Source organism: Roseospira visakhapatnamensis (genome assembly GCF_014197915.1).
GTDB lineage: Bacteria > Pseudomonadota > Alphaproteobacteria > Rhodospirillales > Rhodospirillaceae > Rhodospira > Rhodospira visakhapatnamensis.
The window spans coordinates 80,176-103,631 of sequence record NZ_JACIGK010000011.1; the positions used below are offsets into that span (position 1 = coordinate 80,176).

Annotated in this window: 21 protein-coding genes; 19 read left to right on the plus strand and 2 right to left on the minus strand. The window is 69.1% G+C overall.

The window, feature by feature from the left end:
* Window positions 1–4: 4 nt before the first annotated feature.
* A complete protein-coding gene (locus GGD89_RS08885) occupies window positions 5–2,197 on the minus strand; it encodes a TRAP transporter permease (RefSeq protein ID WP_184044262.1) in 2,193 nt (730 codons plus the stop codon).
* 145 nt (window positions 2,198–2,342) lie between these two features.
* Window positions 2,343–3,395: a TAXI family TRAP transporter solute-binding subunit gene (locus GGD89_RS08890; RefSeq protein WP_184044264.1), complete on the minus strand. Its 1,053-nt coding sequence runs from the start codon at window positions 3,393–3,395 to the stop codon at window positions 2,343–2,345.
* A 347-nt stretch (window positions 3,396–3,742) separates the two neighbouring features.
* On the opposite strand from GGD89_RS08890, the gene GGD89_RS08895 reads away from it, so the two are divergent.
* The 19 genes from GGD89_RS08895 to GGD89_RS08985 all read left to right on the plus strand — a co-directional run bounded on the left by GGD89_RS08895 (window position 3,743) and on the right by GGD89_RS08985 (window position 23,435).
* A complete protein-coding gene (locus GGD89_RS08895; protein WP_184044266.1) occupies window positions 3,743–4,783 on the plus strand; it encodes a ChaN family lipoprotein in 1,041 nt (346 codons plus the stop codon).
* A gap of 95 nt (window positions 4,784–4,878) precedes the next feature.
* Window positions 4,879–5,973 (plus strand): 3-isopropylmalate dehydrogenase, encoded by a 1,095-nt coding sequence (gene leuB, locus GGD89_RS08900; protein ID WP_184044268.1) that lies wholly within the window; start codon window positions 4,879–4,881, stop codon window positions 5,971–5,973.
* A 1,064-nt stretch (window positions 5,974–7,037) separates the two neighbouring features.
* The gene (locus GGD89_RS08905; RefSeq protein ID WP_343058569.1) at window positions 7,038–7,730 is read left to right on the plus strand and encodes a cell wall hydrolase; all 693 of its coding nucleotides are present in this window, start codon (window positions 7,038–7,040) and stop codon (window positions 7,728–7,730) included.
* Window positions 7,731–7,888: 158 nt separating this feature from the next.
* Entirely contained in the window at window positions 7,889–8,929 is a 1,041-nt protein-coding gene (locus GGD89_RS08910) for an aspartate-semialdehyde dehydrogenase (protein WP_184044269.1), read from the plus strand.
* Window positions 8,930–9,058: 129 nt separating this feature from the next.
* Window positions 9,059–11,722, plus strand: coding sequence for an alanine--tRNA ligase (gene alaS, locus GGD89_RS08915; RefSeq protein WP_184044271.1), 2,664 nt, complete (start codon window positions 9,059–9,061; stop codon window positions 11,720–11,722).
* 328 nt (window positions 11,723–12,050) lie between these two features.
* Window positions 12,051–12,422: a response regulator gene (locus tag GGD89_RS08920; RefSeq protein WP_184044273.1), complete on the plus strand. Its 372-nt coding sequence runs from the start codon at window positions 12,051–12,053 to the stop codon at window positions 12,420–12,422.
* Between the two features lie 438 nt (window positions 12,423–12,860).
* Window positions 12,861–14,048 carry a protein-glutamate methylesterase/protein-glutamine glutaminase gene (locus GGD89_RS08925; RefSeq protein WP_425503026.1) on the plus strand — a complete coding sequence of 396 codons (1,188 nt, stop codon included), beginning with the start codon at window positions 12,861–12,863 and terminating at the stop codon, window positions 14,046–14,048.
* Window positions 14,049–14,050: 2 nt separating this feature from the next.
* Entirely contained in the window at window positions 14,051–14,893 is an 843-nt protein-coding gene (locus GGD89_RS08930) for a CheR family methyltransferase (protein ID WP_184044277.1), read from the plus strand.
* Between the two features lie 46 nt (window positions 14,894–14,939).
* The gene (locus GGD89_RS08935) at window positions 14,940–15,179 is read left to right on the plus strand and encodes a hypothetical protein (protein WP_184044279.1); all 240 of its coding nucleotides are present in this window, start codon (window positions 14,940–14,942) and stop codon (window positions 15,177–15,179) included.
* Between the two features lie 467 nt (window positions 15,180–15,646).
* A complete protein-coding gene (locus GGD89_RS08940) occupies window positions 15,647–16,156 on the plus strand; it encodes a Na+/H+ antiporter subunit E (RefSeq protein ID WP_184044280.1) in 510 nt (169 codons plus the stop codon).
* The gene (locus tag GGD89_RS08945) at window positions 16,153–16,455 is read left to right on the plus strand and encodes an MrpF/PhaF family protein (protein WP_184044282.1); all 303 of its coding nucleotides are present in this window, start codon (window positions 16,153–16,155) and stop codon (window positions 16,453–16,455) included. The genes GGD89_RS08940 and GGD89_RS08945 overlap by 4 nt, the downstream gene beginning before the upstream one ends.
* Window positions 16,452–16,880 carry a monovalent cation/H(+) antiporter subunit G gene (mnhG, locus tag GGD89_RS08950; RefSeq protein WP_184044284.1) on the plus strand — a complete coding sequence of 143 codons (429 nt, stop codon included), beginning with the start codon at window positions 16,452–16,454 and terminating at the stop codon, window positions 16,878–16,880. The genes GGD89_RS08945 and mnhG overlap by 4 nt, the downstream gene beginning before the upstream one ends.
* Before the next feature lie 3 nt (window positions 16,881–16,883).
* Window positions 16,884–17,477: a DUF4040 domain-containing protein gene (locus GGD89_RS08955; RefSeq protein ID WP_184044285.1), complete on the plus strand. Its 594-nt coding sequence runs from the start codon at window positions 16,884–16,886 to the stop codon at window positions 17,475–17,477.
* A complete protein-coding gene (locus GGD89_RS08960; protein ID WP_184044287.1) occupies window positions 17,474–17,962 on the plus strand; it encodes a Na(+)/H(+) antiporter subunit B in 489 nt (162 codons plus the stop codon). Before GGD89_RS08955 ends, GGD89_RS08960 begins: the two co-directional genes overlap by 4 nt.
* Window positions 17,955–18,368, plus strand: a complete 414-nt coding sequence (locus GGD89_RS08965; RefSeq protein ID WP_184044289.1) for a cation:proton antiporter subunit C — start codon at window positions 17,955–17,957, stop codon at window positions 18,366–18,368. Before GGD89_RS08960 ends, GGD89_RS08965 begins: the two co-directional genes overlap by 8 nt.
* Window positions 18,365–19,939, plus strand: coding sequence for a monovalent cation/H+ antiporter subunit D family protein (locus GGD89_RS08970; protein ID WP_246422994.1), 1,575 nt, complete (start codon window positions 18,365–18,367; stop codon window positions 19,937–19,939). Before GGD89_RS08965 ends, GGD89_RS08970 begins: the two co-directional genes overlap by 4 nt.
* Window position 19,940: 1 nt before the next feature.
* The gene (locus tag GGD89_RS08975; RefSeq protein ID WP_246422995.1) at window positions 19,941–21,428 is read left to right on the plus strand and encodes a monovalent cation/H+ antiporter subunit D family protein; all 1,488 of its coding nucleotides are present in this window, start codon (window positions 19,941–19,943) and stop codon (window positions 21,426–21,428) included.
* Entirely contained in the window at window positions 21,425–21,754 is a 330-nt protein-coding gene (locus GGD89_RS08980; RefSeq protein WP_184044291.1) for a hypothetical protein, read from the plus strand. The genes GGD89_RS08975 and GGD89_RS08980 overlap by 4 nt, the downstream gene beginning before the upstream one ends.
* The gene (locus GGD89_RS08985; RefSeq protein ID WP_184044293.1) at window positions 21,741–23,435 is read left to right on the plus strand and encodes a Na(+)/H(+) antiporter subunit D; all 1,695 of its coding nucleotides are present in this window, start codon (window positions 21,741–21,743) and stop codon (window positions 23,433–23,435) included. Before GGD89_RS08980 ends, GGD89_RS08985 begins: the two co-directional genes overlap by 14 nt.
* The last annotated feature ends 21 nt before the right edge of the window (window positions 23,436–23,456 follow it).

Here is a 23,456-nt window from a genome sequence, read left to right on the forward strand (position 1 = left end):
TCCATCACGTCGCGGGGGCACTGTCGGCCATGGTCCGGCGGCGGCGGCGCCACGTCACGGCGACCAGGACAGCCAGCAGCACCAGCCCGGACAGGTGCACCGGGAACGCGCCGTGGGGCCACAACATCAGGGCCGCCGCCGCCCCCGACCCCAGACGCTCGTACCAGCGCAACGGACTTTCCAGGCAGCCCTGGAACAGACCGGCGAAGGCATAGACGCCAAAGCAGGCGAACACGAACACCTCGACCTGATCCGGCCAGGTCCCGGTGACCAGCGGCGTATAGGCGAACAGCACAGGGACTATATACAATCCTTTGGCGATTTTCCAGGCGGCCATGCCCGTGGGCAGGGGCCGGGTCCCGGCGATGGCCCCGGCGGCGAACGCCGTCAGGCAGACCGGCGGGGTGACATTGGAGTCCTGCGACAGCCAGAAGATGATGAGATGCGCGCCCAGCAGCGTCATGGAGACGGTGACCGGATCCACGAGCTGGCCGGCCAGCCCGGCGGTGAAGTCGCCCGGCAGCGCCGAAACCCGCGCCCAGACCGCCTGGGCCTGGGCCTGGGTCATGGGTTCGCCCAGCACCCCGCCCAGGTCGGGCAGCAGCGCGCTCAGGGTCATGGCCACGGTCTGGGGGACCGTGCCGTCCACCAGGGCCTGGAGGATATGACCTTCCAGCATCAGGTCGTTCAGGGCCGGCGCGGACAGGGGCGCCAGCACCGCATAGGCCGCCGTCACCGGCAGGCCCATCCCCAGCACCAGAGACGCCAGGGCGACCAGGATCAGCAGCACCCACAACTGGCCACCCGCCCAGGCGCTGATCATCTGGCTGAAGGTGTTGCCGATGCCCGTGGTGGCGATCACGGCCACGACGACACCCACGGCCACCAGCAGGATGGCCATGGTGGCGGCGATGCGCGCGCCCTCGGCCAGCGCCTCCAGCACCGCGCGCGGCCCCATGGGCGCCTTGGACAGCCAGGAGGCCACCACCACCGCCCCCATGGACAGGCCGGCGGCATAGGTGGGCGTGAAGCCCTGGATCAGCAGCCCCACCAGCACGGCGATGGGCAGCAGGAAATGCCAGCCCTCGCGTATCACCTGTCCGAAGCTCTTGCCGTCCTCCGGCGCCTCGGCGGACAGGCCCAGGCGGATGGCCTCCACCCGCACGAAGGCCCCCACCGACAGGAAGTAGATGATGGCCGGCAGCACCGACAGCGCGACGATCTCCACGTAAGGCACCAGGGTATAATTGGCCATGATGAAGGCCCCGGCGCCCATGATCGGAGGCATGATCTGGCCCCCCGTGGAGGCCGCCGCCTCCACCCCGGCGGCGAACCGGGGCCGGTAGCCGGCCCGTTTCATCAGCGGGATGGTGATGATGCCGGTGGACATCGTGTTGGCCACCGCCGAGCCGGAAATGGAGCCCATCAGCCCGGAGCCGAACACCGCCACCAGGCCAGGGCCGCCCACGAAGCGGCCGGCGGCGCAGCGGGCCAGATCGATGATGAAGTCGCCGGCGCCGGAGCGCACCAGGAAGGCGCCGAACAGGATGAACATGGTGACGTAGGAGTAGGAGATGCGCGCGATGGGGCCGAACAGGCCGTCCCCGGTCAGGTAGGCGCGCATCATCATCACCTCGCCCGACAGGCCGGCGAAGTGGAACACACCCGAGACCCAGGGCCCCCAGAGCGTGGCATAGGTCATCGCGATGATGATCAACACGGGGATCAGCCAGCCCGAGGAGCGGCGCGCGAATTCCATGGCCAGGCCCAGGGCCAGCAGCGACATGGCCCAGTCCCAGCCATCGAAGGCCATGCCCCGGGCATGGAAGGCGTCCTCGTACAGGAACAGGTAGCCGACGGTCACCAGGCACAGCAGGCCCAGGACCACGTCGATCCCCAGGACCCAGCGGCGGGCGGCGCGTCCCGCGACCGGGCGCAACGGGTAGATCAGGGCGCACAGCAGCCCGAACAGGCCGAAGTGCAGCGCCGCCACCCGCAGTTCCGACATGGTGCCGAAGGTGTTCAGGTAGATGTGGACGACGGCCGTGACCACGCCGATCCAGAAGACGACCAGACGCAGCGGCCCGGCCAACGGCCGCGCGACCGTCGAGACCTCGCCCACCTCCACGCCGTGGCCGGCGCGCGCCACGGCTTCGGCGTCGGCGTCATCATGGCTGTCCCGGTCCCTCCGCCCCATGTCCACCCCTGTCCCGCGTGAGACAAGCACGGCCCCGACACGCCGACGGCATCGCCCGGTCCGCGCACTATGACCACCGGACGGCACCGGGGCCTGTCGGTTGGTCCCGCCGGTTGGTCCCGCCGGGTGCCTCCCGTCGACCAGCCTACTCGGCGATCAGGTGCTCGGGGATGGTGATGCCCTGCTCCTGGTAGAAGAGCGCGGCCCCGGGATGCAGCGGCGCCGGCAGGCCGGTGATCGCCTTGTCCAGCGCCATGACCTTGGTGGCCGCGTGGATGTTGCCCAGAAACGGCAGGTTCTCGTAGATGGTCTTGGTGATCTGGTAGACCGCCTCCTCGTCCACGTCGGCATGGACCGCCAGAACGTTCGGCTGGGCGATGGTGTTGATGGGCTTGTTCTGGTCCGGGTAGGTCCCGGCGGCGATCATGTACGGGGTCCACAGGGTTCCGCCGCCGTTGGCCTGGGCCACCTGCTCGTCGGTGAAGTCCAGGATCACCAGATCCGATCCGGCGCCCGCGAACGCCTGGGTCACGGCGGCCACGGGCGGACCGGCGGGGATGTTGAAGCCGTCGATGGTGCGGTTGACGAACGCCTCGGCGCTCGGGCCATAGCCCAGGTAGGCGACATCGAAGGTGGCGTCCACGTCGATGCCGAGGTTGCCCAGGATGGTCCGGCCCGAGCCCTCGGTGCCTGAGTTCTTCTTGCCGATGGAGAAGCCCCGGCCGTCCAGGTTGGTGATGTCGGTGATGGTGCCGGTGGTGGCCTGGTCGGCGCGGATGCCGAAGTGCTCCACGTTCTGCCAGAGCATGGTGACCGTGCGCAGCCACTCTTGCTGACCCTCGTTGGCCATGGCGCCGGTGCCGGTCCAGGCCCACTGACCGTAGAGCCCCTGGAGGATGGCGAACTGAGCCTGATCCTCGCGCAGCAGCTTGACGTTCTCGCCCGACCCGGCCGAGGTGATGGCCGACATGGAGATCCCGGTCTTGGGCTCCAGGCGCACCTTGGTCAGGGTGGCCAGGGCCACGCCGACGGGATAATAGGTGCCGCCGGTGGTGGCGGTGGTCAGGATGTAGCTCCGGTCCTCCTGGGCCCGGGCGGGACCGCCCCAGGGGGTGGACACGGCGACCGCGCCAAGGCCCACGGCCAGCACGGCGGCGGCGCCCCGGGCGACATAACGGCGGGTGAAGGGTACGTGCATGGACTCGCGCTCCCTGTTCGAAACGGTGGACCGGGGCGGACGGTGACGCCGGCATGCCGCCCTGGACGGCGCGGCTCCGGCCGCCGTGGTCGCGGATCCGGTTTTGGATCCGGTTTTGGATCCGGTTTTGGATCCGGTTTTGGACCGGCACCACCCCCGCCGGCCAAGCGCGTTGGTCGGGTAGGCGGCGACGCGGACACCCGGGATCATAGGGCCTTCAGACCGGGGGTTTCGAGGAAAAAGGTCGAGAAACGGGGCGCGACCGCGCGTCCGGCGCCAGGTGGCGGGGGCGTGCCGTCATCCCCATATCCCGAAACGGTCCCCGTTCACGCCTCAAGAGAGTGCCCATGCCCCGATTCGGCCTCCCTCTTTCGCTGGTCCCGCTGCTCGCCATGATCCTGCTGCCCCCGATGCCGGCGTCCGCCCAGTCCACCCCGCCCTGGGGCACGCCGTGGGAGACCACGGTGCGGGCCGCGCACCCCGACGTGGGCACCCTGCGCGCCGGACCGTCCGGCACGGCCCGGACACCGGCCGAGGCCGTGACGGCCCTGGCCGGCGCCGATCTCGTGCTGCTGGGCGAGAAACACGACAACCCCGACCATCACCGCGCCCGGGCCTGGATTCTGGAGCGCCTCGTGGAGGCCGGCCGACGCCCGGCGGTGGTGATGGAGATGCTGGACAGCACCCAGGCCGAGGCCCTGGCCGCCTATCAGGCCCGCCCGGACGCCGACGCCGCCGGCCTGGGCGAGGCCGTGGGCTGGGCGCGGACCGGCTGGCCCGACTGGACGCTATACCAGCCCATCGCCGCCGTGGCGCTGGACGCCGGCCTGCCGATCCTGCCCGGCAACCTGCCCACGGCGGAGGTCCGGCGCATCGCCCGGGACGGCGCCGAGGCCGTTCTGGGCGCGGCGGGCCTGGCGCCGCGCGGACTGGACACCCCCCTGCCCGACGCCCTGCGCGAGAGCCTGGGGCGGGAGATCCTCGACAGCCATTGCGGCATGCTGCCGGAGCCGGCGGTGCCGGGCATGATCGCGGCCCAGCGCGCCCGCGACGGCGAGATGGCCCGCGCCCTGCTGGCCGCCGCGGCCCGCCCGGACACCGACGGCGCCCTGCTGATCGCCGGCAACGGCCACGTGCGCGCCGATCGGGGCGTGCCCTGGACCCTGGCCCGCCTGGCGCCGGACCTGTCGATCGCCACCCTGGGTGTCCTTGAGGTCGGCGAGGCCGCCGCCCCGGATACGCCACCCTTCGATCTGGTGTGGTGGACCCCCGCGCTGGAGGACGTGGATCCGTGCGAGAAGTTCGCGGCGCAGTTGGAACGCCTGCGGGAGCGCCATGCCCCGGACGGCCATGACACCCCGGGTCACGGCGCGACCGGCGCCGACTGACGGGTCCCGCGCGACCGCCATCGCCGGCCCTGGACAAAGCGCGCGCCGTTTCGCATACCTGGCCGCGTTCATCACTCCAGGGAGGTCCCGCGACCATGTCCAGCACCGTTCTCATCCTGCCCGGCGACGGCATCGGCCCCGAGGTGATGGCCCAGGTCCGTCGCCTGCTGGACCACCTGGGCGGCTTCGACGTCCGCGAGGACCTGGTGGGCGGTGCCGCCTACGATGCCCACGGTACGCCGCTGACCGACGAGACCATGGCCGAGGCCATGGCCGTGGACGCGGTGCTGCTGGGCGCCGTGGGCGGGCCGAAATGGGATACCCTGCCCTTCGCCGACAAGCCGGAACGCGGCCTGCTGCGCCTGCGCAAGGACATGGCGCTGTTCGCCAACCTGCGCCCGGCGCTGGTGTTCGATGCCCTGGCCGAGGCCTCGACCCTGAAGACCGACCTGGTGCGCGGCCTGGACATCATGATCGTCCGCGAGTTGACCGGCGGCGTCTACTTCGGCGACCCGCGCGGCATCGAGGATCTGCCCAACGGCGAGCGCCGGGGCATCAACACCCAGGTCTACACGACACACGAGATCGTGCGCGTCGCCCGCGTGGCCTTCGATCTGGCGCGCAAACGCGACAGCCGGGTGTGCTCGGTGGAGAAGGCCAACGTGATGGAAAGCGGCCTGCTGTGGCGGGAAGAGGTCCAGGCGCTGGGCGATGCCGAGTACAATGACGTGGCCCTGTCGCATATGTACGCCGACAACTGCGCCATGCAGCTCGTGCGCAACCCCAAGCAGTTCGACGTCATCGTCACCGACAACCTGTTCGGGGACCTGCTGTCCGACTGCGCGGCCATGCTGACGGGGTCGCTGGGCATGCTGCCCTCGGCCAGCCTGGGCGCCGCCGACGCGGCCGGCCGCCGCAAGGCGCTCTACGAGCCGGTGCACGGCTCGGCCCCGGACATCGCCGGCCAGGACAAGGCCAATCCCATGGCCTGCATCCTGTCGCTGTCCATGATGCTGCGCTACTCGTTCGATCGCGGCGCCGAGGCCGACCTGATCGAGGCCGCCTGCCAGGACGTGCTGAACGCCGGCATCCGCACCGGCGACATCGTCGCGCCCGGAATGACGCCGGTGGGCACGCGGGCCATGGGTGACGCGGTGCTCGCGGCCATGGACGCGCGATCGGGCGGCTGAGGCGCGATCCCCGGTCAACGGAACGGTCCGGCGGCGGCGGCGCGGGGGAGGTTCAGACGACGGACGCCACCGGACCAAGGCACACGGCTTGGATGGGACGGGCGGCCGCGATGGGCGCGCGGCCGCCGTCCTTCTGACATCGTTATCGCCACTGTGGAGACAGGCGAGCGGACCCCGCATTGCGAAGACGCAAGCGCGGGCGACGAATGTCCGGGGTGATGGAACGCCGGCCCCGCCCCCATCCGGACCGCCCCTGCCCGACCATGGCGTGAACCGGCCGATTCGGCGCCACCGTCACCACCGTCGAGACTCCCCCGACCCCTGGGCCACGGACGACCCGGCGCGCGTCCCGCGCATGGCGATCCCCGCGCGGCGCCCCGGACGCGATGGCCCCAGGAAACCGGATGATTGAAATTTCAGGGAGTCCCGAGAGAGAAAAACCCTTAAAAATAAGTTGCGTTTCTGCAACACGTCCGCGCCGTCAACACCCGCGCCCCGGCATCGCCCACCCCCAATCCGGCGCCATCGGGGTTCGCATGCGCCTTCAAGCCATCCCCCGTAACTTTTTCGTCAAATGTCTTTTTCCGGTCTCAACCGCCCTGACGGACGGTCGCCGGCCCCCCTTGGCCCCGCCACTGTCATGCTGCGGTGCAGCAAGATTTGTGTTGGCTTTGGGGCCGTTCGTTGATTACGGTGCCGTCTGGGTGGTCTGGAGCACCCCACGGACACGGGAGGGCGACGCGGTCGACGCGGCGTCCGGTCTGTCGGCCCGGGGCGGAATGGTCCCTGGGTGGTCTCCTTTTTTGGGTGACCGGGATGCCCTTTTTCAAGGGCCGCATGTCCCGGAACGCCCGGCCCCGCCCTATCGATGGAGCCTTGAACTGGCGCCCGGAGCCACGGTCCTGACAGACCCTGGCCGCGCCAGGGCTTGGCTTGACGCCGGAGGTGGCGGGTTCCGTCCCCACGCCACCGGCCCCGATCACCGGCACCGCGCCACCAGCACCGGGCCACCGACCCACTGACCGGCACGCCTGTCGGACCGCAAACCACCGCAGAGGACCACCGTGACCCACGTCCAGAAGCTCGTCCGTCGTCTTGTACCGTTGGCCATGGCCACCACCCTGGTGTTGGCCGTGCTGGCGACCGGTGCCGCGCGACCGGCGCACGCCGACATGGTGCGCGTCAGCGTGCCTGGGGATCTGCGGATCGACTGGACCAACATGGTGGTGTCGCGCGACGAGCTTCTGTGCCTGGCCCTGAACGACTATTGGGAAGCCCGGGGCGAGAGCACCCGGGGCCGCGTCGCCGTGGCCCAGGTTGTCTTGAACCGCGCCCGCGACCCGCGCTTTCCGGGCAGCATCTGCGACGTCGTCAGCCAGAACCGGTCCGGCAAGCCGCGCAGTTGCCAGTTCTCCTGGTACTGCGACGGACGCAGCGACCGGCCGACCAATGCCACGGCCTGGCGCAGTTCGGTGCTGCTGGCCAAGTCCCTGCTGACGCGCAACAACGCCATCAGCGACCTCACCGGCGGCGCCCTCTGGTACCACAACCGTACCGTGAATCCGGGCTGGGCGGGCCGGCTGGCCTTCGCCACCCGGGTCGGCGACCACTACTTCTATCGCGAGACCGGGCCGCGCCTGGAACAGGCCCGGCAGCCGCCGCAGACCTTCGCCGACTGGACCGAGGCCCAGCAGGCCGAGACCGCTGGACCGACCACCGCGCGCGAGGATGGCCAGGTGGCCCGAACCCGGCGCTGACCCCGGCCCCGCGCGGGCGGGGTTGCCCGGCCCCGCGCGGGCGGGGTTGACAGATCCAGGGGGGCGGGCCATCACGGCCTGCCCTTTTTGCATGGGGGCGGACGGGCCGTCGCGCCCGGTCCCCCCCGCACTCACACCGTGGAAGGACGCGAACAGACATGGCGTACCGTGACGAGGGATACCGCGTGGCGGTGATCGGCGCGACGGGCAACGTGGGCCGCGAGATGCTGGCCATCCTGGCGGAGCGCGCGTTCCCCGTGAAGGAGGTCGTGGCCCTCGCCTCGTCGCGTTCGGCGGGGCGCGAGGTCTCCTTCGGCGAGGACGACGTTCTCAAGGTCCGGGACCTGGAGACCTACGACTTCACCGGCACCGACATCGCCCTGTCGTCGCCCGGCGCCAAGGTGTCGTCGGTGCATGCGCCCCGCGCCGCCAAGGCCGGCTGCGTGGTGATCGACAACACCTCGTTCTTCCGCATGGATCCGGACGTGCCGCTGGTGGTGCCCGAGGTCAACCCGCAGGCCCTGGCCGGATTCCGCAAGAAGCGCATCATCGCCAACCCCAACTGCTCGACCATGCAGATGGTGGTGCCGTTGAAGCCGTTGCATGACGCCTTCGGCATCCGGCGTGTGGTCGTGTCCACCTATCAGTCCACCTCCGGCGGCGGCAAGGAGGCCATGGACGAGCTGTTCGACCAGACGCGCGGCATCTACGTCAACCAGCCCTGGCGCGACTTCCAGAGCAAGTTCCCCAAGCAGATCGCCTTCAACGTCATCCCCCACATCGACGTCTTCATGGACGACGGCTCCACCAAGGAGGAGTGGAAGATGAACGTCGAGACGCGCAAGATCCTGGACCCGAAGATCAAGGTGCACGCCAACTGCGCCCGCGTGCCCTCGTTCATCGGCCATGCCGAGTACATCAACATCGAGACGGACAAGCCCATCGACGTCGACGCCGCCCGCGCCATCCTGCGCGAGGCCGAGGGCGTGTCGGTCGTCGACCACCGCCAGGACGAGGGCTATGTCACCCCCGCCGAATGCGCGGGCGAGGACGCCGTCTACGTCTCGCGCATGCGCGACGACGCCACCGTGGAGAACGGCCTGTCGTTCTGGTGCGTCTCCGACAACCTGCGCAAGGGCGCGGCCCTGAACACGGTGCAGATCGCCGAGGTTCTGTGCCGCGACTATCTGGACACGTGATGACGCCGCGCGAGGCCATCACCTGGACTCTGAAACGAACCGCGCGGTAAAACTCCGCGCGGTCCCCGAGACCCCTCGCAGGGGCGCCGGTCGGGGGAGCCCAGATCGGGGACGGGAACCAGGAACGCCATGCAGACCACCAGCCAGATCCGCCAGACCTTCATCGACTTCTTCCGGGCCGAGGGACACGAGCACGTCGCGTCAAGCCCGCTGGTGCCGTTGAACGACCCGACGCTGATGTTCACCAATGCCGGGATGGTGCCGTTCAAGAACGTCTTCACCGGCAACGAGTCCCGTCCCTATAAGCGCGCCGTGACGTCACAGAAATGTGTGCGTGCCGGTGGCAAGCACAATGACCTGGACAACGTTGGCTACACGGCGCGTCATCATACTTTCTTCGAGATGCTTGGTAACTTCTCCTTTGGAGATTACTTCAAGGAAGAGGCCATAGATTTCGCCTGGCGCCTGGTGACCAGGGAATACGGCCTGCCCGCCGAGCGCCTGCTGGTGACCGTGCACAGCAGCGACGAGGACGCCGCCGCCCTGTGGCGCAAGGTCGCCGGGCTGCCCGACGACCGGATCCTGCGCATCCCGACCTCGGACAATTTCTGGATGATGGGCGAGACCGGCCCCTGCGGTCCCTGTTCCGAGATTTTCTACGACCACGGCGCGCACATCCCCGGCGGCCCGCCCGGCAGCCCCGACGAGGACGGCGATCGCTTCATCGAGATCTGGAATCTCGTGTTCATGCAGTTCGAGCAGCTGTCGAAGGACGAGCGCGTCGATCTGCCGCACCCGTCCATCGACACCGGAATGGGGCTGGAGCGCCTGGCCGCCGTGCTGCAGGGCCAGCACGACAACTACGACATCGACCTGATGCGCACCCTGATCGAGGCCATCGCCGACGCCGCCGGCACCGACCCCGACGGGCCGCACAAGGTCAGCCATCGCGTAATCGCCGATCACCTGCGCTCCTGCGGCTTCCTGGTCGCCGACGGCGTGCTGCCCTCCAACGAGGGACGGGGCTACGTGCTCCGCCGCATCATGCGGCGGGCCATGCGCCACGCCCACCAGATGGGATGCGCCGATCCGCTCATGCACCGGCTGGTGCCGACGCTGGTGCGCGAGATGGGCCAGACCTTCACCGAACTGGACCGCGCCCAGGCCCTGATCACCGAGACGCTGAAGCTGGAGGAAACCCGCTTCAAGCAAATGCTCGACCGGGGCTTGCGCCTGCTGGCCGAGGAGACCGCCAGCCTGCCCGAGGGCGGAACGCTGCCCGGCACGGTGGCGTTCAAGCTGTACGACACCTTCGGTTTCCCCCTGGACCTGACCCAGGACGCCTTGCGGAGCCAGGGCCTGACGCTGGACACCGCCGGCTTCGACGACGCCATGGCGCGCCAGCGCGCCGAGGCCCGCAAGGCGTGGTCCGGGTCCGGCGACGCGGCCACCGAGAAGGTGTGGTTCGACCTGCGCGAGACCCTGGGCGGCAGCGACTTCCTGGGCTACGCCACCGACAGCGCCGAGGGCTGCGTCCAGGCCCTGGTGGTGGACGGCACGCCGGTCGACAGCGTCGCGCCGGGCACCGACGCGGCGCTGATCGCCAACCAGTCGCCGTTCTATGGCGAGTCCGGCGGCCAGATGGGGGACACCGGCGTCATCCAGGTGGCCGGCAAGGGGCTCCTGCGGGTGCGCGACACCCACAAGATGGTGGGCGACCTGATCGTTCATCGCGGCACGGTGGAGGGCGGCCCGATCGCCGTCGGCGACGAGGCGCTGTTCACCGTGGACGCGGCGCGCCGCGCCGCGCTGCGGGCGCATCACTCGGCCACCCACCTTCTGCACCAGGCCCTGCGCCACGAACTGGGCGACCATGTCACGCAGAAAGGCTCGCTGGTGGCACCGGACCGGCTGCGCTTCGACATCAGCCACCCCAAGCCGCTGTCGGCCGAGCAAATCGCCCGCGTCGAGGCCGAGGTCAACACCCAGATCCGCGCCAACACGCCCGTCACCACCCGGTTGATGGACCCCGAGGCGGCCATTCAGGCCGGGGCCATGGCCCTGTTCGGCGAGAAGTACGGCGACGAGGTGCGCGTGGTCTCCATGGGGGCCGAGGACCGCGACCACGGGCGGCCGGTGTTCTCGGTGGAACTGTGCGGCGGCACCCACGTCGGCCGCACCGGCGACATCGGCCTGCTGAAAATCGTGTCCGAAAGCGCGGTGTCCGCCGGCGTGCGGCGCATCGAGGCGGTGGTGGGCGCGAGCGCCCTGGCCTGGCTGGGGCAGCGTGACACCCTGTTGACCCAGGCCACCGACATGCTGCGGGTCACGCCGGCCGACCTGCCCGCCCGCGTGCAGGCGCTGCTGGACGAGCGCCGCCGCCTGGAAAAGGAGCTGGGCGACCTGCGCAAGAAGGTGGCCCTGGGCGGCGGGGGCGGCGGCGAGGCCCCGGCGTCCGCCCCCCGGACGGTGGCCGGGGTGGCCTTCGTCGGACGCCTGCTGGCCGACGTGCCGCCCAAGGACCTGAAGGGCATGGCCGACGAGATCAAAAAACAGATCGGCAGCGGTATAGTCGCCCTGGTGTCCGCGGGCGAAAGTAAGGTATCTTTGGTCGTGGCCGTCACCGACGACCTGAAAGGCACCCATGATGCCGTGGCCCTGGTCCGCGCCGGCGCCGCCGTCGTTGGCGGCAAGGGCGGCGGGGGGCGGCCGGACATGGCGCAGGCCGGCGGCCCCGACGCCGACAAGGCGGCCGAGGCGCTGGCGGCCATCGAGGCGGCCGTCGCGGGATAGGGACCGCCCGCGCGCGGTCGCGCGGGCGGGGCCATGCCGGCCGAAAGGACGGGCGGGGGTCGTGGACCCGACAGCGCGTCTTGAGGCTGGACCGGGTCTGGAAACCCGCTTCGAAGTGGTGTTCAATGATCCCGAGACCCTGTGGAATCCTTGACGGAGCTGCGAAATTGGCCTTTATAGCAAGGCATACGCGAGGCGGGACGGCCCGTCGCCGCGCTTGGGCCGATGGATCGCATGCCCTTGGAGGCCACGTGCCAAGGCGGGGCGCCGATCCGGCTCCCGTTCACCGCCGACCTCCGATCGAGCGCTCGGGAAGCGAAGGTTCGTCATGAAATCTTGCCTGATCGTGGACGATTCCAAGGTCATCCGAATGGTGGCCAAGAAAATCCTTCAGGAACTGGACTTCGAGACCGAGGAAGCCGAGGATGGTCGCGGCGCCCTTGAAATCTGCAAGGACCATCTGCCAACCGCAGTGTTGCTCGACTGGAACATGCCGATCATGAGCGGCATCGAGTTCCTTCGCGAGTTGCGCGCCCTCCCTGGCGGCAACGAGCCCGTCGTCGTCTTCTGTACCACGGAAAACGACATCGACCACATCCAGGAAGCCATCCAGGCAGGCGCCAACGAATACATCATGAAGCCGTTCGACAGCGAAATCCTTCAGTCGAAGTTCGCGCAGGTCGGCCTGATCGGGGAATAGCGGCCACCGGGTGCCCGTCGATCCCCCGCAGGGAGCGGTCAGCCAATCGCCCTGGGACTCCGGGACGCGGCAACGCCAAGACCCGGGGAGCCGTTCTCGATCGCCACAAGACGTGTCGCCTGGTCAAGGGGTCGCCTGGCCAAGGGGTCGCCTGGCCAACGGGCTGCGAAAGCGTGCGAGGCAACCGGGAACCGGAGCGGTCGGTGATCAGGGTGTCTGGTGTGAAAACGCTGGTGTGAAGACGCTATGGAGATCGCGGGCCTTGGTGCCCCGACGGGGGTTTCGACAGGGGGACCGTGCGGCGATGTCGTCGTGGTTCGGCGTCTGGCGTAACAGCCGACGTCACCGCAGTCGCGGGGTCGGCGATCCGCCCCCTCTCCGGACCAGGATCGGCCGGTTCCGGGTGGACTCAATCGGAAAGCGGAGGGAAGCAGCGTCTTGTCATCGCCAACGTTCAGTGCAGGGGCGCGAAGCCCGGGCGGTGTCGGAAACGACCCGGTCCGCGTTATGGTGGTGGACGACTCCGCCGTGGTCCGCGGCCTTGAAACACGGATGCTGCAATCCGATCCGGACATCACGGTCGTCGCGTCTGTCTCCAATGGCCAACTCGCCGTGCAGGCCCTGGACAAGCACGACATCGAGGTCGTGATCCTGGACATCGAGATGCCGGTCCTGGACGGGCTGTCGGCGTTGCCCAAGTTGCTGGCGCGCGACCCGGACCTGAAAATCATCATGGCCTCGACCCTGACGCTCCGCAACGCGGAGATCAGCCTTCAGGCCCTCCAGGCCGGTGCCACCGAGTACCTGCCCAAGCCCAGCGCATCCCGCGACATCACCGGCGACAGCCCGTTCAAGCGGGAGTTGGTGTCCAAGGTCAAGGCCCTGGGGCAGGCGCGCCGGCGGGGCGTGCGCCGCCCCGGCCCCGCCACCACCGCGGCCCGCTCGCGCGACTCGCTGGCCACGCGCACCGCCGCCGCGGCGGCCGCCATTCCCGCGCGCCCCGCGGTGCCGATCACCCTGCGTCGACCGGCGGTCACACCCGAGCCCGTCGACATCATCGCCATCGGCAGTTCAACCGGCGGCCCCCAGGCCCTGTTCGCGGTGCTGAGCAGCATCGCCAAGCTGGGGGGCGTGTCGCAGCCGATGCTGATCACCCAGCACATGCCGGCCACCTTTACGACCATCCTGGCCGGGCACATCAGCCGGATCGCCACCATGGAAGCGCGCGAGGCCGAGAACGGCGAGGTCGTTCGCAACAATCGGATCTACGTCGCGCCGGGGGATTATCACATGCTGGTGGAGAGCAAGGGCGTGGACAAGGTCCTGCGCCTGACCCAGGACCCACCGGAGAACTTCTGCCGGCCGGCGGTCGACCCGATGTTCCGCAGCGTGGCGCGAGCGTATGGTCGTCGCGTGTTGGGCGTGGTACTCACGGGGATGGGATCCGACGGGGCCAAGGGATCGGGAGACGTGGTCAAGGCCGGGGGCACCGTGATCGCCCAGGACGAGGCCACCAGTGTCGTCTGGGGCATGCCCGGCGCCACCGCGCAAGCCGGGGTTTGCACGGCTATCCTGCCGGTGAATGACATCGGCCCCTGGATTTACAAGATGGCGAGCAAGCGGTGACCATGAAACCGGATGATTTCGACTATGTCTCCAAGCTCCTGAAGGAGCGATCCGGGCTGGTCCTGACCAAGGACAAGTCGTACCTGCTGGAAAGCCGGCTGATGCCGCTTGCACGCAAAAGTGGCTTCAAGGGGCTCGATGATCTGGTCACCGCCGTGCGCCGCCGTGACACCGTCGTGGAACGGGCGGTGGTCGAGGCGATGACCACCAACGAGTCCTTTTTCTTCCGCGACAACAAGCCGTTCGACCAGTTTCGCACGATCGTGCTGCCGAACCTGCTGAAGGCGCGGGCCGCCAAGAAGTCCTTCCGGATCTGGAGCGCCGCCTGTTCCTCGGGCCAGGAACCCTATTCGCTGGCCATGATTCTCAAGGAGGAAGGCGCCAAGCTGGCCGGCTGGCGAATCGAGATCGTCGGCACCGACATCTCGGCCGACATCCTGAAGAAGGCCCGCGCCGGCACCTACAGCCAGTTCGAGGTCCAGCGCGGCATGCCCATGACCCTGCTGGTCAAGTACTTCAAGAAAAAGGACGAGAACTGGACCATCGATCCCTCCATCGCCTCCATGGTCCAGTTCAAGGAATGGAACCTGCTCGGTGACCTCAAGGCGCTCGGGCAATTCGATGTCGTGTTCTGCCGCAACGTGCTGATCTATTTCGACCAGCCCACCAAGACCAAGGTGCTGCGCAGCATGGCCGGCCTCATGCCGGACGATGCCGTGCTGTACCTGGGGGGCGCCGAGACGGTCCTCGGCATTTCCGATCAGTTCAAGCCGGTGCCCGGCCAGCGCGGCATTTATGCCGTCGCGCGCGGCTCCGCCGCCACCCTGGGCGCGCCGGGCGGCTAACCGCGCACGGTCCGCGCCCGCTCACACACCCATCAAGGATCCCCCCATGACCGGCATCAAGGAACGCGGCCAGTTCACCCTGGCCAACGGCCAGACCCTGGCCGACGGCATCAACACCGACGCCGCCACCCTGGCGCGCTTCAGCGGTCTTTCCGAACAGGCCGTCGCCGGCGTGCTGGCCGGCAAGACCTCCACCTGGGTGCGCTGCGCCAAGGTGACGCGCGCGCTGTCCGCCCTGGGCGCCAGCGACGCCAGCGAGGACGCGATTTCCCGCAAGGAAACCTGAGCCCCGCCACGGGCCGTCCTCCGTCGACCCGAGTCCGCTGGTCCTGACAACGGATGCTGTCTGCGTTCTTTTTGCCTGGATCAAAAGCGCACTGGTTTCAAACTGTTGTGCAGCGGCTCACGCCGTCAAGGATGGTTGCCTTGACGGCGTCGGGGGAACGTCGTCGCAACCGATGCACGAGCCCTCGACTCTCGGCGCGGCGACGCCAGCGAAGGTTGTAGGAAGCGGTTGCCAGGAGCGTGAGACGGCCCGTCAGGGATTCCTCCCCCCACCGTTCCGGGAGGGATCCCGGGGCCGGGACCCCATCCGGGTTCTCCCCCAGCGCCGCTGTGAAACAACGGTTGCGCGGTGGCGGGCTGTCGTTTAAGTCCGTGTGGTTTTGCCGCCGGAGGGTCATTGGGGCGACCTGATCACGGACCTTCCATGCACCGGGTCAGAGACCGGGCACCGGATCGGGGAGACGGACCGTGAGACACGCCATCAGCCTGTTCGTGACTCTCTTTGTCCTGTGGCTGCTGCTGTCCGGCCACTGGACGGATCCGCTGCTGCTGACCCTGGGGGTGGTGTCCGCCGCCCTGACCGTGTTCGTGGCCTGGCGGATGGAGGGCCTGGACCACGAGGGCGTTCCCATCAACGTCAGCGTCCACGCGCTGGTGTACTGGCCCTGGCTGCTGGGACAGATCGTGCTGGCCAATCTGGCGGTGGCCCGGGTCATCCTGGCACCGGACCGCATGTCCCCGCGCCTGGACTGGATTCCGGCCACGCAGCGCACCGAGGTCGGCCGCGTCATCTTCGCCAATTCCATCACGCTGACGCCGGGCACCATTTCGGTGCAGCTCGACCAGCGGCGCATCCTGGTGCACGCGCTGGAGTCCGAGGGCATCGACGACCTGAAGGCCGGCGACATGGACCGGCGCGCCACCTGGGTGGAAAGCCCGCTGCACGCCGAGCCGTCCGGTCGCGGAGACGGCGCATGATCACCACCGGCTGCCTGTTCATCCTGGTCACCCTGGCCCTGGCGCTGCTGCGGGCCGTGCGCGGCCCCTCGGTCTACGACCGCATCGTCGCCGTCAATACGTTCGGCACGATGATCGTCCTGCTGCTGGTGCTGCTGGGCTTCCTGACCGACCGGCCGGAGTTCGAGGACATCGCCCTGCTCTATGTGCTGATCAACTTCGCCAGCACCATCGCCGTGCTGAAGTTCGTCAAGTACAGCAGCCTGGCCGGCCCCGGCGCCGATCGCGGCGCGTCCCCCAAGGGAGGCACCGCCCCGTGAGCCTGATTCTGGACATCCTCAGCTGGGCCTGCATCGTCGTCGGCGGGATCTTCTGCCTGCTCTCCGGGATCGGCCTCCTGCGCCTGCCCGACGTCTTCACCCGCATGCACGCCGCCAGCCTGGGCGACACCCTGGGCGCCGGACTGGTGCTGCTCGGGCTGCTGTTGCAGGCCGGGATCGGCGCCGATCTGGTGGGCGTGAAGCTGATCCTGATCCTGGTGTTCCTGCTGTTCACCAGCCCGGTGGCCACCCATGCCCTGGCGCATGCCGCGCTGCTGGACGGCATCGTCCCCTGGACCCGCCACGGACGCCCGCCCGACGCCCGACTCGCGCCCGAGGACCCGGACGAGGACGGCTTTCTCGCCGATGCCCGCGACGACCTTGAGGCCGGGACCACGGCGCCCCGTCCGCCGCAGGAGTCCTAGGCCATGGAACAGATCATCGACATCGTGCTGCTGGCCTTCATGGTGGTGACCGCCATCGCCATGATTCGGCTGCGCAACCTGTTCGCCGTGGTCATGCTGTCGGGCATCTTCTCGCTGCTGTCGGCGGCCATGTTCGTGGTCCTGGACGCCGTGGACGTGGCCTTCACCGAGGCCGCCGTGGGCGCCGGCATCTCCACCGTGCTGATGCTGGGCACCTTGGCCCTGACCTTCCGCGACGAGCGGCCGGCGACGCGCGCCGACTGGCCGGCGATGCTGGTGGTGACGGTCACCGGCGCGGCGCTGATCTACGGCACCCTCGACATGCCCCGCTTTGGTGATCCCGACGCCCCGATCCATCAGCATGTGGCGCCCCGCTACATCGTCGACAGCCCCCGGGAAGTGGGGCCGCCCAACATGGTGACCAGCGTGCTCGCCAGCTATCGCGGCTACGACACCCTGGGCGAGACCACCGTGATCTTCACCGCCGGCATCGGCGTGATGGTGTTGCTGGGCAGCGTGACGCGCCGGCGCCGGCGCGCGCGCCCAACCACGCCCGCGACCCCGGCGGCCCCCGCGCCTCCGGAGGGCCGGCCATGAACCACCATTCCGTCCTGCGGACCATGACCAAGCTGCTGATGCCGCCGATCATGCTGTTCGCGCTCTACGTGCAGTTCCATGGCGACTACGGCCCAGGAGGCGGCTTTCAGGCCGGCGTGATCTTCGCCGTCGCCTTCATCCTGTTCGCCCTCATTTTCGGCCCCGTTCGCGCCCGCCGGGTGGCCCCCGCCTGGGTCACCACACCGCTGACGGCCATCGGCGTGCTGCTGTATGCCGGGGTCGGCGTGGTGAGCCTGCTGCTGGGCGGCGAGTTCCTGAACTACGACGTCCTCGCCCATGACCCCCACCACGGCCAGCACCTGGGAATCCTGCTGGTGGAACTGGGGGTGGGCATCACGGTGTGGGCGGTGATGGTGTCGATCTTCATGGCCTTCGTCGAACGCGGGGCCGCCGCCCACGCCGACGGTATCCTCGATGGCACCCCCGACGGCACCCCCGACGATCGGGAGGACGGTCATGCTTGAGACCGTGCTCGGCCTCTACAACTACTGGATCGTCATCATCCTGATGATGGCCGGGTTCTATACCGTCATCGCGCGCGGCAACCTGGCCAAGAAGGTGATCGGCCTGAACATCTTCCAGACCTCCATGTTCCTGATGTACATCACCATGGGCGCGGTCGAGAGCGGCACGGCGCCGATCGTGGCCGAGGGCGCGACCCTGTACACGAATCCGCTGCCCAGCGTGTTGATCCTCACCGCCATCGTCGTCGGCGTGGCCACGACCGCGCTGGGTCTGGCGCTGGCGGTGCGCATCCGCGAGGCCTACGGCACCCTGGAGGAAGACGATCTCCGCGTCCTGGAGGACCGCCAGGACACGCTGCGAGACACCGCGGCCACACAGGACGGGGAGCAACCAGTCTCACCATGATGCTGAGCCAGACTCTTCCCGCCCTTCAGGTCGTCCTGCCCCTGGTCGCCGCGCCCCTGTGCCTGTTCCTGCGTCCCCCGAAGCTGGCCTGGCTGTTCGCCATGGCCGTGGGCACCGCCACCCTGGCCACGGCCATCGCGCTGATCATCCAGGTCCAGCACACCGGCCCCATCCATTACGAAATGGGGGGCTGGGCCGCCCCCTGGGGCATCGAATATGTCATCGACCCGCTGGACAGCCTGATCCTCGGGCTGGTCTCCGGGATCGCCTGGCTGGTGCTGGTGTATGCCGGCCCCAGCGTCGAGGCCGAGATTCACCGCGACCAGATCCCCGCCTTCTACGTGCTGTTCCTGCTGTGCCTCACCGGCCTGCTGGGCATGGTGGCCACCGGCGACGTGTTCAACCTGTTCGTCTTCCTGGAGGTTTCGTCGCTGTCCACCTATGCCCTGGTGGCCATGGGACGCGACCCCCGGGCGCTGACGTCGGCGTACCGCTATCTCATCCTCGGCTCGCTGGGGGCCACCTTCTACGTCATCGGCATCGGCTTGCTGTACATGATGACGGGCACCCTGAACATGGAGGACCTGGCCCGGCGCATCCCCGAGGTGGCCGACACCCGCACGGTGGCCGTGGCCATCGCCTTCCTGGCCGTGGGCCTGGCGCTGAAGCTGGCGCTGTTCCCCCTGCACAAGTGGCTGCCCGGCGCCTACACCCATGCGCCCTCGGCGGTCACGGCGTTCCTGGCGGCGACGGCCACCAAGGTCGCCATCTATGTGCTGGTGCGCATCTTCTTCACCGTGCTGGGTCCCATCGACGCCTTCCAGACCCTGCCGGCGGCGATCTCGGAGACCCAGGTGGTCGCCGTGCTGGCCATGCTGGCCATGCTGTCGGGCTCGGCGGTGGCCGTCTTCCAGACCAACGTGAAACGGCTGCTGGCCTACTCGTCGATCGCCCAGGTGGGCACCATGATGCTGGGCATCAGCATGGTGTCCGTCACCGGCATGACCGCCGGCCTGGTGCACATGGTCAACCACGCGCTGATCAAGGGCACCCTGTTCATGGCGCTCGGCGCCGTGGCCCTGCGGGTGGGCTCGGTGCGCCTGGAGCACCTGGACGGCATCGGCTACCGCATGCCGGTGACCTTCGCGGCCTTCCTGGTGGGCGCCTTCAGCCTCATCGGCGTGCCCATGACGGCCGGCTTCATCAGCAAGTTCATCCTGGTGCGCGGCGCCCTGGAAGACGGTCACTGGCTCATGGCGGCGGCGGTGGTCGTCTCCTCGCTGCTGGCGATCGTCTACGTCTGGCGGATTCTGGAGGTCGCCTACATGCGCTCCCCCCCGGCCACCGCGCCGCGCGTGCGCGAGGCGCCGCTGGTCATGCTGGCGCCCCTGTGGCTTCTGGCGCTCGGCAATCTCTACTTCGGCCTGGACACCACCTATTCGGTCGGCCTGGCCCAGGACGCGGCCGACTACATCCTCACCTACATGCCCGGCGAGGGCCCCCCGGGAGAGCATCCCGGGTTGGGTCCGGGCGCGCGTCCGGCCGTCCCGTCCAGCGGAGGAGCGCACTGACATGATGCCGCCGCTGCCGGACCCCGCCCAGATCATCGCCGCCTGCCTGATCGTGCCCGCCCTGGGCACGCTGGCCATCCTGCTGGCCGGCCGCTGGCCCAACCTGCGCGAGACGGTCACCCTGGCCACCGCCGGGACGCTGGCCGCCTGCGTGCTGTCCCTGCTGGACCCGGTGCTGGCGGGCGGACGCCCGACGCTGACCCTTTGGGAGGTGCTGCCCGGCGCGCCGCTGGCCTTCACGGTCGAGCCGCTGGGCATGATCTTCGCCCTGATCGCCAGCGGCCTCTGGGTGGTGACCTCGGTCTATGCCATCGGCTACATGCGCGGCAACGACGAGCACGCGCAGACCCGCTTCTACGCCTGTTTCGCCATCGCCATCCTGTCGGCCATGGGCATCGCCTTCGCGGGGAACCTGCTGACGCTGTTCCTGTTCTACGAGGTGATGACCATCAGCACCTTCCCGCTGGTCACCCACAAGGGCAGCGAGGAGGCCAAGCGCGCCGGCCGCGTCTACCTGGGCCTGCTGATGGGGGCGTCCATCGGCCTGCAACTGGTGGGCATCGTCGCCTGCTGGATCCTGGCCGGCACCCTCGACTTCCAGGTCGGCGGCCTGCTCGCCGGCCATGTGGACGGCTGGCCGGTGCTGGTGCTGCTGGCGCTGTTCGTGTTCGGCACCGCCAAGGCCGCCGTCATGCCCTTCCACCGCTGGCTGCCGGCGGCCATGGTGGCGCCCACCCCGGTCTCGGCGCTGCTGCACGCCGTTGCCGTGGTCAAGGCCGGCGTGTTCACGGTGGTCAAGGTGGTGGTCTACGTGTTCGGCCTGGACCTGCTGACCGACACGGCGGGCAGCGACTGGATGCTCTACGCCGCCGGCTTCACCATCCTGTCGGCGAGTTTCGTCGCCCTGCGCCAGGACAACCTGAAACGCCGCCTGGCCTATTCCACCATCAGCCAGTTGAGCTACGTGGTGCTGGCCGCCGCCATCCTGGCGCCGCTGTCGGTGATGGGCGCGGCGCTGCACATCGTGGCGCACGCGTTCGGCAAGATCACCCTGTTCTTCGCCGCCGGCTCCATCTACACCGCCGCGCACAAGACCGAAATCAGCCAGTTGGACGGCATCGGCTGGAAGATGCCCTGGACCATGGGCGCCTTCGCCATCGGCAGCCTGTCCATGATCGGCGTGCCGCCCACGGCCGGGTTCCTCTCCAAGTGGTTCATGCTGTCGGGCGCCTACGACACGCAGGCATGGGTGGCCATCGCCGTGATCTTCGCCTCAACGGTGCTGAACGCGGCCTACTTCCTGCCCATCGTCTACCGCGCCTTCGCCACCCGGCCGGCGCCGGTCGGCCCCGGCCACGCCGACCACGGCGAGGCGCCGTTGCCGATCGTCGCCGCCCTGACCCTCACCGCCGCCGGCAGCATCGGGCTGTTCCTGTTCCCGGACGTGTTCCTGAGCCTGGCGGACCAGCTTGTGGGAGGCCGCCCGTGACGACCGAAACCAAGCCCCGCCTCGTCCGGGTCACCGAGGTTCCCCCCTGCGGCACCCTGCCCGCCACCCGCCGCCCCGACGAGCGCGCGCCCTGGATCGTGCGCCCCGAGGGCATTCGCGGCCTGTGGTGGATCTTCGGCGCCATCCTGACCGCCTGCGTGCTGGCCGAGCTTCTGGTGCACCTGCATCCCCACTTCGGCGTGGACGGATGGTTCGGCTTCCACGCCTGGTTCGGCTTCCTGTCCTGCGTCGCCATGGTGCTGGTCGCCAAGGGCCTGGGGCTTCTCCTGAAGCGCAAGGATACCTATTACGATGCTCGCCGCTAGCCTGCCCCCCGGACTGCTGCTGATCCTGGGCGGGCTGGCCCTGCCCCTGCTGCCGCGCCTCGGCCGCCAGGCCCTGTCGCTGGCCGCGCCGCTGGCCGCGCTGGGCCTGATCTGGCTGCTGCCGGACGGCGTCGTCCTCTCGACCGAGTACCTGGGATACCGGCTGGAACTGGTCGAGGCCGATGCCCTGTCGCGGCTGTTCGGCACCATCTTCGCCCTGATGGCCTTCACCGGCTGCGTGTTCGCCCTGCGCCAGACCAATGTGGTGGAGATGGCCTCGGCCCTGGTCTACGCCGGCGGCGCGCTGGGCGTGGCCTTCGCCGGCGACCTGATCACCGTGTTCGTGTTCTGGGAACTGATGGCCGTCGCCTCCACCCTGGTGATCTGGTCCCCGGGCACCGAGGCCAGCCGCAAGGCCGGCCTGCGCTATGCCCTCGTCCATTTGCTGGGCGGCGCGGTGCTGATGGCCGGTATCGCCGGGCATGTGGCCGCCACCGGCTCCATCGCCTTCGAGGCCATGACGGTCGACAGCCCGGCCACCTGGCTGATGCTGGCGGGCGTGCTGATCAACGCCGGCGCCCCGCCGCTGTCCGCCTGGCTGCCCGACGCCTATCCCGAGGGCTCGTGGAGCGGCACCGTCTTCCTGTCGGCCTTCACCACCAAGACCGCCGTCTACGTGCTGCTGCGCGGCTTCCCGGGGACCGAGATCCTGATCGGGATCGGCCTGTTCATGATCTTCTACGGCATCGTCTACGCGCTGCTGGAGAACGACATGCGGCGCATCCTGGCCTATTCCATCGTCAACCAGGTGGGCTTCATGGTCTGCGGCATCGGTATCGGCACCGAGTTGGCGCTGAACGGCGCCGCCGCCCATGCCTTCGCGCACATCATCTACAAGGCGCTGCTGCTGATGAGCGCCGGCTCCGTGCTGTACATGACCGGCTTGCGCAAGTGCACCGATCTGGGCGGGCTGTTCCGGACCATGCCCCTCACCACGCTTTGCGGCACCATCGGCGCGCTGGCCATCTCGTCCTTCCCCTGGACCTCGGGGTTCGTCACCAAGTCCATGATCACCCAGGGCGCGGCGGACGAGCATCTGATGATCGCCTGGATGCTGTTGCAGGCGGCCAGCGCCGGCGTGTTCCTGCACGCCGGCATCAAGTTCCCCTGGTTCGTGTTCTTCCAGAAGGACAGCGGCCTGCGGCCCAAGGATCCACCCTGGTCCATGCGCGCGGCCATGATCCTGTTCGCCGCCCTGTGCATCGGCATCGGTGTCGCGCCGGGGCCGCTGTACGCGCTGCTGCCCTATCCCGTGGACTACGCGGCCTACACCGGCGCCCATATCGTCACCCAGCTTCAGTTGCTGTTGTTCTCGGGCCTGGCGTTCTTCATCCTGCTGCCCTTGATGAAGCGGACATTGACGATCACACTTGATGTGGACTGGCTGTACCGCGTCGCCGGACCGGCCGTGGCCGCGGGTCTTCGGAACACCGTGGGCCGCGCCTGGACCCTCGGCCTCGGCGGCGCCCGGCGCGGCATCGACGGGCTCATCGCCTGGACCGAGGCCACCCACGGCCGCGACGGCGCCCTGGGTCGCACCTGGCCCATCGGCGCCTCGGCGGTGATGGTGGCGCTGTTCCTGCTGGCGTACCTGATGTTGTTCTTCCTCTGGCCGGCCTGAGGACGCCCGCGCGCGGCTTGC